Origin of the sequence: Mesorhizobium sp. M0778 (assembly GCF_040320105.1) — a bacterium.
In the GTDB taxonomy this organism is placed as follows: domain Bacteria; phylum Pseudomonadota; class Alphaproteobacteria; order Rhizobiales; family Rhizobiaceae; genus Mesorhizobium.
Genome location: NZ_JAMYPA010000013.1, coordinates 66086 through 78417, shown reverse-complemented (window position 1 = coordinate 78417; position 12332 = coordinate 66086). Strand labels below are relative to the sequence as shown.

Sequence of the window (12332 nt, the reverse complement as noted above, 5' to 3'; positions counted from 1 at the left end):
CACTTCTCCCCGTCACTATACGGGGAGAAGTGCCCGGCAGGGCGATGAGGGGCGGCGCCGACTTGTACAACTGATCGTATCCGACACATCGAAGCGATGCCCGCTGCCCTCGGCGGCTCGCTCGACCAAATCAGCCAGGCACCGTGGCGGCAATGGCATCAGCGCGGCCAAGACCGGCAACCGCTTTCCTGACCCGCTGCAGATGCGCCTGGCGTCCGGCGGCCGAGACGCTGTCCATCCGGTAGAGCGCCAGGAATTTGGTCCGGCACAGCGGATGGCAAACGGAGCGGAAGCCGCGCAGCAGGGTCCGCCGGCCGGGCTGTCCCATGATCCACGACATCAGCGGCGTGGCACCGCATGTGGTCATCGCCATCACCCGGCGTATGTGCCGCAATTTGGGCCGCGGACCGCGTCGTGCGGTCGGCATCTCGAAAGCGAAGCCCGGCACCAGCACACGCTCCAGCCAGCCTTTCAGCATCGCCGGCACGCCATACCACCAGGTCGGGTAAATGAAGACGACCGCCTCGGCCCAGAGCAGCTCCTGCGCATGTTCGTGCACCGGTTGCAGGTTCGCCGCCTTGTCGTGGTAACCGCGCCATTCCTGCGTGCGCATGACTGGATCGAAGCCGGTCGCATGGAGATCGAGCAGGTGGACCTGATGCCCCCTTTCGGCAAGCGTCTCCAGCACCGTATCGCGCACGGCGCCGTTGAAGCTGTCGGTGCAGGGATGGCAATAGACGACGAGGACCTTCATCTTGCGCTCAGCCCGGTCGGTCGCCAGAGGATCGCGGTGCTGCATGCAAGCGCGTCGCATGCAAACAAGCCACCCGCAGACATAGTCGATCAGCTGTTTTCATGCGAAGCCCCGCAGCCCCATATCAAGACGCAACACCTCCAGTCGCGTCAAGCCCCGCTCGTTCGCTCAAGGAAAATTGCGCAGACATGGGCTTGCTGGAGGGCGCTGTCCCGCATGCCTTGAGCTACTCCGCGGATGCGGCGCTGCGGCGTATCATGCCCAAGAACTCCCAGCATTGTTCCCAGAATGTCTGCGCCCTAGCTTCAGGGCGTGTTCAAAGCGTCAGGAGAAAACGATGCAGACAGGAAAACTGAGCGGCAAAATCGCCTTGGTGACGGGCGCCTCCTCCGGCATCGGCGAGGCCACCGCCTTGGCGCTGGCGGCCGAGGGCGCCACGCTGGCGATTGCCGCGCGGCGCACTGAGCGCCTGGACGATCTGGCGAGGCGGATCCGTGAGACCGGCAGCACCGCGCTGCCGATTGCCGCCGACGTCACCGACGAAGCGCAAGCCACGGCGATGGTCGAACGGGTCCTGCAGGAGTACGGCCGGCTCGACATTCTGCTTGCGGTTGCCGGCGTCGGCGTCGCCGCGCCGTTCCGCAATACGACGCCGGAAGAATACCGCCGGATGGTCGACGTCAACATTCTGGGCCTGCTTTATCCGATCCATGCGGCGCTGCCGTCGATGCAACGGCAAGGCGCCGGCCACATCGTCGTCGTTTCTTCCGGCACCGGCCGTTATATCCACCCTTCGGTGGTCTATTCCGGCACCAAGCACGCGGTAAGCGCGATGGCGGAATCGCTTCGCCGCGAGATCGGCAAGGACGGCATCCGCGTGACCTGCATCGAGCCTGGCGCCGTCAAGACCGAGTTCACCCAGAATATGCGCGCCGATGTGCGCCAGGCGGTCGAGCTAAGGCTTGGCGACATGGAGCAGCTGGAAAGCGAGGACATCGCCGCCGCCATCCAGTATGCGGTGACGCAGCCGCCACGGGTCAACGTCAACATCCTGACGCTCTATCCGACCGAGCAGGCATGAGCTTGGCCGACAGATATGGTGCCCTGCGCCGCCCCGCAGCATCATCCCCCGGTCATCAGCGTGAACACAAGCTGCCGCAGCTTGCCGCCCGGGCCGAATTCGACCCGGTCGAAATCGCGGCTCGCCTGCCGCTGTGCCTGCGAAATTCCGGCGAGCCGTCTCGTCACTTCCGTCCTGATCTTGCTGCAGCCGCGGTCGTCGGGGACGGTCAGGCCGATCGTGGCCGCCTCGATCTTGTGCACCATGTCGATGATGCTGGCGCCGTGCACCTTCTCGTGGGCGGCGAGGCCGGTTGCGAAAACCTCCCAGTTCTTCTGGATGGCGCCCGGCAGCCGCGCGGCCGGCTTCGGCAAGGTGTAGGTGATGATCAGCTTCGGCCGCGCCGACACCAGCACGCAGGCGTCGCCTTGCGGCTGGTAGTCCCTCACCCAGGTCAGCTTGAAATTGGTATGCGCGATGACGCGGCGCTCGCCGAGCAGCGGCCCGCGCCCGCCGATCGAGGCATAGAGCTCCGGCCCGGATTGCCCTGAGACGGCATAGGTCTCGACCTTCTCGACTGCCTGCCAGCCGGCATGCGCCGGCGATGCCGGCAGAGAGGCGAGCAGCAGGCAAAGGCGAATGGCTGTTTTCATGCAAGTCCTCGCAGCCGCTGCGCACGATGCAAAAGACATGCAGTTCCCTTCCGTGGACATAGCCTGCGGCCGGCTATAGTGGGATGCTCGTATACAAGAATCCACAGGCAACGCCATGTCGCCGCGACCGAACATTGCCCGGCAACGCCCTGCCCCCGGGACCCAGCCTCCCGGCGTCAGCCTGTGCCGCGCCCTGTCGAAGCTTGGCCTGTGCTCGCGTAAGCAGGCCGAGCTTCTGGTTGCCGAGGGGCGCGTGCGGGTTGCCGGCAAGATCGTGCGCAACGGCTCGATGCGCGTCGATCCCGGCCGCGACCGCATCGAGGTCGACGGCCACCGCGTCGCTGCCGAGCGCAAGGTCTATCTGATGCTCAACAAGCCGCGCGGGCTGGTCACCACCCGCGACGACCCGCAGGACCGCGGCACCGTCTATGATTGCCTGGCAGGGCTCGACCTGCCCTTCGTCTCGCCGGTCGGCCGCCTCGACAAGGCGAGCGAGGGCCTGCTCGTGATGACCAACGACACGCGCTTCGCGCAGCGCCTGCTCGACCCCGCCTCGCATGTCGCCAAGACCTATCACGTGCAGATCGGCGCCCTGCCCGACGAGGCCATGTTGGCGCGGCTGCGCGCCGGCGCGACAGTCGATGGCGACTTGCTGACGGCCCGGTCGATCGAGCTGCTGCGCGGCGGCACCAGCACCGCTTGGCTGGAGATCGTGCTCGACGAGGGCCGCAACCGCCATATCCGAAGGCTGCTCGGCGCCCACGATATCGAGGTGCTACGCCTGGTGCGCGTTGCGATCGGCCCATTGCAGCTCGGCGACCTCGCCAAGGGCAAGACACGCCATCTGACCGCCGAAGAGCTGGCGCTGCTTCGGGCCTGAAGGACAGAGCGAAGCATCACCCCGCACCCAGGCCGGTTTGATGAGCGTTCTCATGGATTTCGGCAAAATCCAGCCCATATCCTAGATATGGAGCTTTGAGCGTGAAACTCGCGCGTGCGGTCCTGCTTGCCGCGGCTTTCGTGGCTGCTGCGGCCGTTTGTCCCTCTTCCGCAACCGGAGAGGCGAACGGCCGGGAGAAAATTGTGTTGCGCGTCGAGATGGACGGCGCCATCGGTCCGGCGAGTGCCAGGCAGCTCGAGGAAGCGCTGGCGGTGGCCGCGGACCGAAACGCCCAGGCTCTCATCCTGCAGATGGACACGCCCGGCGGGCTGGTCACCAGCATGCGCGAGATGATCGCCGCTATCCTCGCCTCGCCGGTTCCCGTCATCGGCTATGTCGCGCCCGCCGGCGGGCACGCGGCGAGCGCCGGAACCTACATCCTCTACGCTACCCATGTAGCGGCGATGGCGCCCGGCACCAATCTGGGCGCGGCAACGCCGATCGAGATGGGCGGGCCGCTGCCATCGTTTCCCGGCGACAAGAACGATGGCCCGGAGGCGGACAAGGACAAGAAGAACGCACCCGCGGGCGATGCGATGATCGCCAAGGCGACGAACGACGCCGTTGCCCTGATCCGCAGCCTGGCTGAATTGCGCGGGCGCAATGCCGAATGGGGTGAAAAGGCCGTGCGCGAGGCGGCCAGCCTGTCGGCCGGCGCGGCGCTGCAGGAGCATGTCATCGACTTCGTCGCCCGCGACACCACCGAGTTGCTTCAACTGGCCGACGGCCGGACCGTCGAGATCGCCGGCAAGAAAGAGGCATTGGCGACGAAAGGGCTGCCGGTTGAAACGCTCGAACCAGGCTGGCTCATCCGGCTTCTCGCCGTCATCACGGACCCAAACATCGCCGTCATCCTGATGCTGGTCGGCGTCTATGGCCTCGTCTTCGAATTCACGAGCCCGGGCGCGGTCGCGCCTGGCGTGATCGGCACGATTTGCCTTCTGCTCGGCCTCTATGCGCTCAATCTCCTGCCGATCAGCTATGCCGGCCTTGCCTTGATGCTGCTTGGCATCATCTTTCTCGTCGTCGAAGCCTTGAACCCGACAGTGGTCCTTGGGCTGGGAGGCGTGGCTGCGTTTCTGCTGGGCGCTGCCATGCTGCTCAAGATCGAGGGGCCCGGCTTCGAGATGTCGTGGGCCGTTATCGGCACCGCCGCCGTCCTGACGCTCGGCCTGGCGCTGTTGACCGGCAGCTATCTGTGGGCGGCCCGCAAGAACGTTCCGCGTGTTGGCGCACAGGCCATGCAGGGGCTGCCGGCGGAGATTCTCGACTGGCAGGGCAGCGAGGGCCACGTGCTCGCCCGGGGCGAGCGCTGGCGGGCAAAAGCCGACGAACCGCTTGCGGCGGGCGACAGCGTCGAGGTGGCTGATGTCAGGGGTCTTGTGCTGACGATACGGCGCCGCAATGTGGGAAGCGATGGAGCAAGGCAATGATCATCGGTTATGTGGCCTATCTGGCAGCAGCGCTCGTCGTGGTCATGTTCTTATCCGCGGCCATTCGCGTCCTGAGGGAATATCAACGCGGGGTGGTCTTCACGCTCGGCCGCTTCACCGGGGTCAAGGGCCCCGGCCTTATCATCCTCATCCCCTTCGTGCAGCAGATGGTGAAGGTCGACCTGCGAGTGGTGGTCCAGGACGTGCCGCCGCAGGACGTGATCTCGCGCGACAACGTCTCGGTGAAGGTCAACGCGGTGCTGTATTTTCGTATCGTCGACGCCGAGCGGGCGGTGATCCAGGTCGAAGACTTCATGACCGCCACCAACCAGCTGGCACAGACCACGCTGCGCTCGGTGCTCGGCAAGCATGAGCTCGATGAAATGCTGGCCGAACGTGACAAGCTCAACAGCGATATCCAGGAGATTCTCGACCAGCGCACCGATGCCTGGGGCATCAAGGTCTCCGATGTCGAGATCAAGCATGTCGACCTCAACGAGAACATGGTCCGCGCCATCGCCAAGCAGGCCGAGGCGGAACGGCTGCGGCGTGCGAAAGTGATCAATGCCGACGGCGAACAACAGGCGGCGGCAAAGCTCGTCGAGGCTGGCAAGATGCTGGCCGAAGCACCGCAAGCCATGCAGCTACGCTATTTCGAGGCTCTCCATGACATCGCCGGCGAGCGCTCGTCGACGGTCGTGTTTCCGGTGCCAATGGATCTGCTCGGTCATTTCATCAAGCAGGGCGGGAAGTGAGGGAGGAGCGCATAATCTCCCTCGTGGGGAGATCAGCACCCTCACCTCTGCCACGGCGGGACCGGCGCAAAGCGTTTGCCGATCCAGTCGGCGAAGGCACGTGTCTTGGCGGCTTGCCCCTTGGCCGAAGGCATGACGACATAGACGGCCCCTTCGTCGGCAAGGGTCCAGTCCTCCAGCACTGGCACCAGCCGGCCGTCGGCGAGCTCGCGTCCGACCAGCCAATCCGTGCTCATCATCAGCCCGACGCCTTGCACGGCGGCTTCGACCAGGACCTCGGCGTCGTCGGTGACCAGCGGGCCGGAGACCTCGATACTGACGCGGCGGCCCGTGGTGTCGGTCATCTCCCAGGCCGGAAAGGTCTGGAAGCCTGAGAAGCCGAGACAGCTGTGTTCCAGCAGCGCTTCCGGCGCAGCCGGCGTGCCCCGGCGGGCGAGGTAGGACGGCGCGGCGCACAGCAGCCGCCGCCGTGTCGCGACCTTGCGCGCCACCAGCCGCGAATCCTCCAGCGCGCCGAGACGAACGGCAACATCGAAATTCTCGGCGACGAGATCGACGAAGCGGTTGGAGAACTCGGCCTCGATACGGACGTCGGGAAATTCGGCGAGAAACTGTGGCAGCAGGGGGCCGATCCACATGCGCCCGAACGAGCCGGGCAGCGCCAGCCGCAGCACGCCGCGCGGCCCGCCGCCGGCATGCGCCGACGCGACAGCCTCGGCTTCGTCGACGGCGGCCAGGATAGCGCGGATGCGGACGAGGAACTCCGAACCCGCCTCGGTCAGCGACACGCTTCGCGTCGTCCGGTGCAGCAGGCGCACGCCCAACCGCTCTTCCAGGGAGGCAAGGCGCCGCGACAGGATCGTTGCGTCGCGGCCGATGCGAGCCGCCGCCTTGGTGAAGGAGCGTGCTTCGGCGATTGCCGCGAAGGCGGCCATTTCGGCCAATGCTGCCGGTTCGTGCGATTGCTGCATCTGGCGCAGAGCTCAAATGTAAAAGCCAAGGATTATATACCAATAGCGCAGCAGCTAGTTTCACTCAATCCCGGCCCGTCAATCGGCCCATCAACCGGAGTGAGACATGAAAGCGATCGAACTGACTGCCCCGAGACTGGACGCGTTTCGCGCGGCCACCGTTCCCACGCCTGAACCGCAGCGCGGCGAAGTGCTGATCCGCCTGCGCGCCGCAAGCCTCAACTTTGTCGACGTCGCGATCGCGAGCGGCAACTATCCAGGCCCGAGCTTTCCGCTCATTCCCGTCGTCGACGGCGCCGGCGAGATCGTCGGCATCGGCGAGGGCGTGTCGAGGCTCGCCGTCAACGACCGCATCATCGCCCATGCAAAACCGCGTTGGATCGGCGGCCGTCCGCGGCCTTATGAGACCAGAGAGATGCGCGGGCTGACACTGCCCGGCTCGCTCGCCGAATATGTCGTGCTGCCGGCCAATGCCGTCGTGCCGATGCCGGCTCACTTGTCCTTCGAAGCGGCAGCAACGCTGCCGATCGCTGGCACCACCGCCTGGAACGCGATCCGCGCCGCCGATGCCGGGCCCGGATCAGTCGTCGTCCTGCTCGGCACCGGCGGTGTGTCGATCTTGACCCTGCAGCTGGCAAAGGCAGCCGGCGCCACGGTCATCATCACCTCGTCGTCGGACGAAAAGCTGGCCCGCGCCAAGGCCTTGGGTGCGGATCATCTCATCAATTATCGTGAGACACCGGACTGGGACGCCAAGGTGCTCGAGCTGACCGACGGCCTCGGCGCCGATCTGATCGTCGAGACCGGCGGCTCGGCCACCTTCGCCCGCTCAATCAATGCCGCGGCGCCCGGCGGCACGGTGTTCGCGATCGGCTTCGTCACCGGCGCCGAGGCCACCACGAACCTGCTGCCGATCATCATCAAGGCGCTCAAGGTAGTGGGCAACAACACCGGTTCGGTATCCGACCTGCGCGACGCTGCGCGCGCTATCGGCGCCGCCCGTATCGATCCGGTCATCGACACAATCTACAGCCAGCACCAGGCGACCGAGGCCTACGCCCACATGGCGGCCGGCGGCCGGCATTTCGGCAAGCTTGCGTTCAGTCTGTCGTGGTGAGCCTGAAAAGGCAGGGCGTTCAAGCTGCCGATCTCCCCCCTCGTGGGGGAGATGTCCGGCAGGACAGAGAGGGGCGCTGTCCCTCCAGCCTATCAAGCAGTTCGCGCACCCACGTAAGGTTCTCAGCTCATCAAAGTTGAACTGAACGCTGGCGATCCTTCACGCCCCCCTCTGCCCTGCCGGGCATCTCCCCCACGAGGGGGGAGATTGGCAGTTCCACCGCGTCCGCCTAAATCAGCTTCTCCAGCGTGATCGGCAGATCCCGCACCCGTTTCCCGGTGGCGTGGAATACCGCGTTGGCGATCGCCGGCGCCACGCCGACGATGCCTAGCTCGCCGACCCCCTTGCCGCCAAGCACCGAGGAATGCGGGTCGGGAATACCGACTGAGATTACCTCGATGTCGGGAATGTCGGCATTGGTGGCGATGAGATAGTCGGCGAGGTTGTTGTTGACGATGCGGCCGTGGCGGCGGTCGACGATGCCTTCCTCGAGCAGCGCCTGGCCGATGCCCATGATGATGCCGCCCTTCCACTGGCTTTCGGCGAGCTTGGGGTTATAGAGCCGGCCCGAATCCAGCGCCGATACCACGCGCGACACACGAACCGTGCCAAAGTCTTCGTCGACGCGCACTTCGATGAAATGCGCGCACCAGCTGTGGCGGGAATAGTCGCCCTCGGTGTGCGGCAGCGCCATAGCTATGGTGGTGTAGTTCTTGTAGCGGTCCTCGACCGTCGAATTGGCCGGCATCGTGTCGCCCTTGGCCTCGATATGCTGGCGCCCGACGCTGCTGAGCAGTTCGGCGATGGAAACTTCAGGGCCGTTGCCGCGCGGCGACGAAATGCGGCCATTGGCGACGACGAGCGTGTTGGCCTGCAGCGTATGGAACGGCGAAGCCGGATCACTGATGGCGAGCCCGACCAACTGGTCGAGCGCGGCACTCGCCGCCTTGTGGACGGCGCCGGTCATCACCCCGGCCAGCCGCGAACCGCCGGTGACGCCGGCACGGGCATAGCGGGAATCGCCGAGCTTGACGATGACGTTTTCCGCCGGCACGCCCAGCACCTCGGCGGCGGTCTGCGCCAAGATCGTGTAGGTGCCCTGCCCCATGTCGATCGACGAGCTTTCGACCTCAACCGAGCCGTCGGCGAGAATGCGCACGACCGCCTCGCCATAGGCGCGCCGCACCGGGTAGGTGCCGGCGGCGACGCCCCAGCCGATCAACTGGTTGCCGTCGCGCATCGAACGCGGCTGGGGCGTCCGCTTCGACCAGCCAAAGGCTTCAGCGCCGGCCGCGAACGCCTCGCGCAGCTGCCGTGTCGACCACGGCTTCTTCGCATGCGGATCCTGCTCGGCATAGTTCCTGAGACGGATTTCCAGCGGGTCGATACCGACCTCATAGGCGAGCTCGTCGATCGCGCTTTCGATGCCGAAGGCGCTCGGGTTCTCGCCCGGCGCGCGCAATGCCCCCGGCACCACCGTGTTGACCCGCACGACGTTCTGCCGCGACGAGAAATTCGGCGTCGCGTACATGACCGAGGTGACCGAGCCGAGCGGCTCGACCCACATGCCGTCGACCGAGGTCTCGTTGACGCCGCGATGCACGATCGACTGGATCTGACCCTCTGCGTTGGCGCCGAGCGCCACGGTCTGGCGCGTCGCCGCCCGTCCGCCATAGGCGGTGAAGGTCTGCGGCCTGCTGACCGCCAGCTTCACCGGCCGTCCCAGCATTTTCGCGGCGACTGCCGCCACCGCGCCGTAGCCATAGGCGAACGCCTTGGAGCCGAAGCCGCCGCCAATATAGGGCGAGACCAGTCGCACATTCTCGAACGGCACGCCGAACCATTCGGCATAGGTCCGCGCCATGCCGTCGAGCCACTGGCTCGGCTCCCAGACCGTGAGTTGGTCGTCCTGCCACTTTGCGATCAGGCCATGCGGCTCCATCGGCGCCTGGTATTCGCGCGGCGTGTTGTAGGCGTTGCAGATCCTGACCGGAGCCGAGGCGAACGCGGTCTCCGCCTCACCCCACTCCTTGGTCATCGCATCGACCGCAATGCCGTCGCCGGCTTTCGGATCGCTGAGGTCGACGATCGCCGGCGCCTCGTCATAGGCGATCTTGACCAGCGCCGCGGCTGCGACCGCCTGTTCGAAGCTCTCGGCCACCACCGCCGCGATATGCTGGCCGCTGAAGGTGATGCTGCGCGCCAGCGGGCAATAGGCAACAGCCGGCGGCGGCGTGCCCAGCCAGTCCGTGGCGGTTCTCAGCGGCAGGAAATTGTCGGGCGTCAGCACCAGCAGCACGCCCGGCGCGGCTTCGGCCGCTGCCGTGTCGATCGACTGCACCCGGCCGGCGGCAATGGTACTCTCGACCAGCACCGCATAGGTGAGCCCCTCGAGCTGCTGCTCGACGGCGTATTTGGCGGCACCGGTGATCTTGGCCGGTCCGTCGACGCGCGACAGCCGGCCGCCGACCTGATCCGCGAGGACGGCGCCGTCCGAAGCGTCGCCGCGTTTGGCATCGCCAGGTCTTGTTCTCAACTCGTGAACGGTCATGCCGTTTCTCCCATTTTGAGGATGGCGCGGGCGACGACGCGCGGCGCCAGTTCGATCTTGTAGTGGTTGGCGCCATGGTCGACGGCGCCCTCGACGGCGAGCAGGCTGGCTTGCCTGACGACCTCCGGCTCGAGCACCTTGCCTTTCAGCGCCTCTTCGACGGCGCGGGCGCGCCATGGCTTGGTGGCAACGCCGCCAAGCGCGACGCGCAGATCGCGGATCGTCCTTCCGTCGGCCTCGAACTCGATACCGACCGCGGCACTTGCCGCGGCGAATTCATAGGACTGGCGGTCGCGGACCTTGAGATAGGTCGAGCGGCGGGCGGCCGAAGCGGGAATGCCGATCGCGGTGATCATCTCGCCGGGTTCGATCGCATGTTCCCGTTCGGGCGTGCTGCCCGGCGGCAGGAAAAAATCATCGACGGCGACCTGACGGTCGCCGAGATGGAGGATCGCGTCGAAGGCGACGAGCGCAACCGCCAGGTCGCCGGGATAGGTGGCGATGCAGGCTTCGCTGGTGCCGAGCACGGCATGACCACGGGTGACGCCGCCGATCGCCGAGCAGCCGCTGCCGGGCGAGCGCTTGTTGCAAGCGGGGAAATTCGCCGGATCGCGGAAATAGGGGCAGCGCGTACGCTGCATCAAATTGCCGCCGATCGTCGCCATGTTGCGCAACTGCGCCGATGCGGCCTGCCACAATGCTTCCGAGACGGCTGGGAACCGACTCTTGATATCGGCATGGTCGGCGACGCGGCTCATCCTGGCCAGCGCGCCGATCGTGGCGCCCCGGTCATCAACGGCAATCGTGTCCAGTCCCTTGAGATGGGTGATGTCGACCACGGTCTCGGGTTCGGCAACGCCGCATTTCGCGAGATCGACAAGCGTCGTGCCGCCGGCCAAAAGCATGGCGCCGGGAAGTGCTGCTGCCTCACGGGCTGCATCGACGGAGCCGGCGCGGAGATACGAAAAGTCCCTCATGACGCGGCCTCCACGGCCGCCTGGCGCACGGCGGCGATGATATGCGGATAGGCGCCGCAGCGGCAGAGATTGCCGGCCATGTATTCGCGGATCTCCTCGTCGGAACCGGCATGGCCCTCGCGAATGCAGGCGACCGCCGACATGATCTGGCCCGGCGTGCAATAGCCGCACTGGAAGGCATCCTGTTCGAGGAAGGCGGCCTGCACCGCATGCAGCGTGCCATCCTCCCCGGCAAGCCCTTCGATGGTGGTGATGTCCCTGCTCTCAGCCTGAGTGGCAAGCGTCAGGCAGGCCAGCACGCGCTGGCCGTCGATATGCACCGTGCAGGCGCCGCACTGGCCCTGGTCGCAGCCCTTCTTGGTGCCGGTCAGGCCGAGATGGTCGCGCAAGGCGTCGAGCAGGGTAACGCGCGGTTCGACCTCCAGCTCATGTGGATGTCCGTTGATTTGAAGTTGGATTGGAGTTCGGGTTTTGCTTGTCATGGGGCGTCTGGCTCCAGTTGCTTGACGCGGGAGGGGATGATCTGGTGCCCGGCCGGCGAGCGGCAAGGTCAGCTTATGGCTAGGTGAAGGCTATCTTCCCCTTGGGGGAAATGCCCGGCAGGGCAGAGGGGGTCTGCCTGACTTGGCGCGACCTCGGGGAGGCTGCGGCTTGCGAGGTCGAAAGACGTGACATACCCGATCCCGTGATTACATGAGAAAGGCGCTCCACAATCGGAGGCGCCTCCGCTTATTACCTAAGGACCTGCTCGGCCCTGTTCAAGCCCAGGATCGAAAATGATCAAAATTGGAGAAAATTGGCAGGGCAGCCAGCCGTCATGCCTGGAGACAAAAAAGCACCACCGGCCCAAGCCGGTGGTGCTCTCTGAACTGTCTGTAGGGGCAGGACAGTCCAATGATCCTGAGGGGATCGTGCTCAATGTCGGCTCATTTTTGCCTCAGGGCATCGGCCGAACAGATGAGGAGTGCCGGCCGCGCCAGGAAATATCCTCCGTCGTCATCCACCGGGACAGGCAAGATGCGGAACGCCGGCCCAGACTCGATCCTGTGATTGTATTTACTTGCGATTATATTTGTCGGAGGCGTAACGAAGTTGGAGGCGTCTCCGTTGTTGAAACGGGG

The 12332-nt window shown here is 65.7% G+C and carries 11 protein-coding genes; 5 read left to right on the top strand and 6 right to left on the bottom strand.

Annotation, left to right across the window (positions count from 1 at the left end):
• Positions 1-130: 130 nt before the first annotated feature.
• A complete protein-coding gene (locus NKI22_RS19135) occupies positions 131-754 on the bottom strand; it encodes an NAD(P)H-dependent oxidoreductase (RefSeq protein ID WP_502895819.1) in 624 nt (207 codons plus the stop codon).
• A 337-nt stretch (positions 755-1091) separates the two neighbouring features.
• Between NKI22_RS19135 and NKI22_RS19130 the strand changes: the two genes are divergently transcribed.
• The gene (locus NKI22_RS19130) at positions 1092-1835 is read left to right on the top strand and encodes an SDR family oxidoreductase (RefSeq protein ID WP_352716222.1); all 744 of its coding nucleotides are present in this window, start codon (positions 1092-1094) and stop codon (positions 1833-1835) included.
• A gap of 41 nt (positions 1836-1876) precedes the next feature.
• Here the strand turns inward: NKI22_RS19130 and NKI22_RS19125 are convergent, their stop codons facing one another.
• Entirely contained in the window at positions 1877-2467 is a 591-nt protein-coding gene (locus NKI22_RS19125; protein ID WP_023722916.1) for a DUF922 domain-containing Zn-dependent protease, read from the bottom strand.
• A gap of 115 nt (positions 2468-2582) precedes the next feature.
• Between NKI22_RS19125 and NKI22_RS19120 the strand changes: the two genes are divergently transcribed.
• The 3 genes from NKI22_RS19120 (at position 2583) to NKI22_RS19110 (ending at position 5595) form a co-directional block, all read left to right on the top strand.
• Positions 2583-3347, top strand: a complete 765-nt coding sequence (locus tag NKI22_RS19120; RefSeq protein ID WP_352640973.1) for a pseudouridine synthase — start codon at positions 2583-2585, stop codon at positions 3345-3347.
• 101 nt (positions 3348-3448) lie between these two features.
• On the top strand, positions 3449-4840 hold the full coding sequence (locus NKI22_RS19115) for an NfeD family protein (protein ID WP_023722914.1): 1392 nt from the start codon (positions 3449-3451) through the stop codon (positions 4838-4840).
• Positions 4837-5595, top strand: coding sequence for a slipin family protein (locus tag NKI22_RS19110; protein ID WP_023722913.1), 759 nt, complete (start codon positions 4837-4839; stop codon positions 5593-5595). Before NKI22_RS19115 ends, NKI22_RS19110 begins: the two co-directional genes overlap by 4 nt.
• A gap of 41 nt (positions 5596-5636) precedes the next feature.
• Here the strand turns inward: NKI22_RS19110 and NKI22_RS19105 are convergent, their stop codons facing one another.
• Positions 5637-6566, bottom strand: a complete 930-nt coding sequence (locus NKI22_RS19105) for a LysR family transcriptional regulator (protein ID WP_352549412.1) — start codon at positions 6564-6566, stop codon at positions 5637-5639.
• 106 nt (positions 6567-6672) lie between these two features.
• Here NKI22_RS19105 and NKI22_RS19100 point away from each other — a divergent pair, with 106 nt between their 5' ends.
• Positions 6673-7683: a zinc-dependent alcohol dehydrogenase family protein gene (locus NKI22_RS19100; protein WP_023722348.1), complete on the top strand. Its 1011-nt coding sequence runs from the start codon at positions 6673-6675 to the stop codon at positions 7681-7683.
• A 229-nt stretch (positions 7684-7912) separates the two neighbouring features.
• On the opposite strand, the gene NKI22_RS19095 is transcribed toward NKI22_RS19100, so the two are convergent.
• Genes NKI22_RS19095 through NKI22_RS19085 form a run of 3 tightly spaced genes read right to left on the bottom strand, consistent with a single transcriptional unit; the run spans position 7913 to position 11693 of the window.
• The gene (locus NKI22_RS19095; RefSeq protein ID WP_023722349.1) at positions 7913-10234 is read right to left on the bottom strand and encodes a xanthine dehydrogenase family protein molybdopterin-binding subunit; all 2322 of its coding nucleotides are present in this window, start codon (positions 10232-10234) and stop codon (positions 7913-7915) included.
• A complete protein-coding gene (locus tag NKI22_RS19090; protein WP_352816521.1) occupies positions 10231-11211 on the bottom strand; it encodes an FAD binding domain-containing protein in 981 nt (326 codons plus the stop codon). The genes NKI22_RS19095 and NKI22_RS19090 overlap by 4 nt, the downstream gene beginning before the upstream one ends.
• Positions 11208-11693, bottom strand: a complete 486-nt coding sequence (locus tag NKI22_RS19085; protein WP_352816518.1) for a (2Fe-2S)-binding protein — start codon at positions 11691-11693, stop codon at positions 11208-11210. The genes NKI22_RS19090 and NKI22_RS19085 overlap by 4 nt, the downstream gene beginning before the upstream one ends.
• Positions 11694-12332 lie beyond the last annotated feature (639 nt).

What these genes read in the sequence shown, in the direction of transcription:
- NKI22_RS19135 (WP_502895819.1), bottom strand. Translation starts at nt 754, where the DNA reads ATGAAGGTCCTCGTCGTCTATTGCCATCCCTGCACCGACAGCTTCAAC.
- NKI22_RS19130 (WP_352716222.1), top strand. Translation starts at nt 1,092, where the DNA reads ATGCAGACAGGAAAACTGAGCGGCAAAATCGCCTTGGTGACGGGCGCC.
- NKI22_RS19125 (WP_023722916.1), bottom strand. Translation starts at nt 2,467, where the DNA reads ATGAAAACAGCCATTCGCCTTTGCCTGCTGCTCGCCTCTCTGCCGGCA.
- NKI22_RS19120 (WP_352640973.1), top strand. Translation starts at nt 2,583, where the DNA reads ATGTCGCCGCGACCGAACATTGCCCGGCAACGCCCTGCCCCCGGGACC.
- NKI22_RS19110 (WP_023722913.1), top strand. Translation starts at nt 4,837, where the DNA reads ATGATCATCGGTTATGTGGCCTATCTGGCAGCAGCGCTCGTCGTGGTC.
- NKI22_RS19105 (WP_352549412.1), bottom strand. Translation starts at nt 6,566, where the DNA reads ATGCAGCAATCGCACGAACCGGCAGCATTGGCCGAAATGGCCGCCTTC.
- NKI22_RS19100 (WP_023722348.1), top strand. Translation starts at nt 6,673, where the DNA reads ATGAAAGCGATCGAACTGACTGCCCCGAGACTGGACGCGTTTCGCGCG.
- NKI22_RS19095 (WP_023722349.1), bottom strand. Translation starts at nt 10,234, where the DNA reads ATGACCGTTCACGAGTTGAGAACAAGACCTGGCGATGCCAAACGCGGC.
- NKI22_RS19090 (WP_352816521.1), bottom strand. Translation starts at nt 11,211, where the DNA reads ATGAGGGACTTTTCGTATCTCCGCGCCGGCTCCGTCGATGCAGCCCGT.
- NKI22_RS19085 (WP_352816518.1), bottom strand. Translation starts at nt 11,693, where the DNA reads ATGACAAGCAAAACCCGAACTCCAATCCAACTTCAAATCAACGGACAT.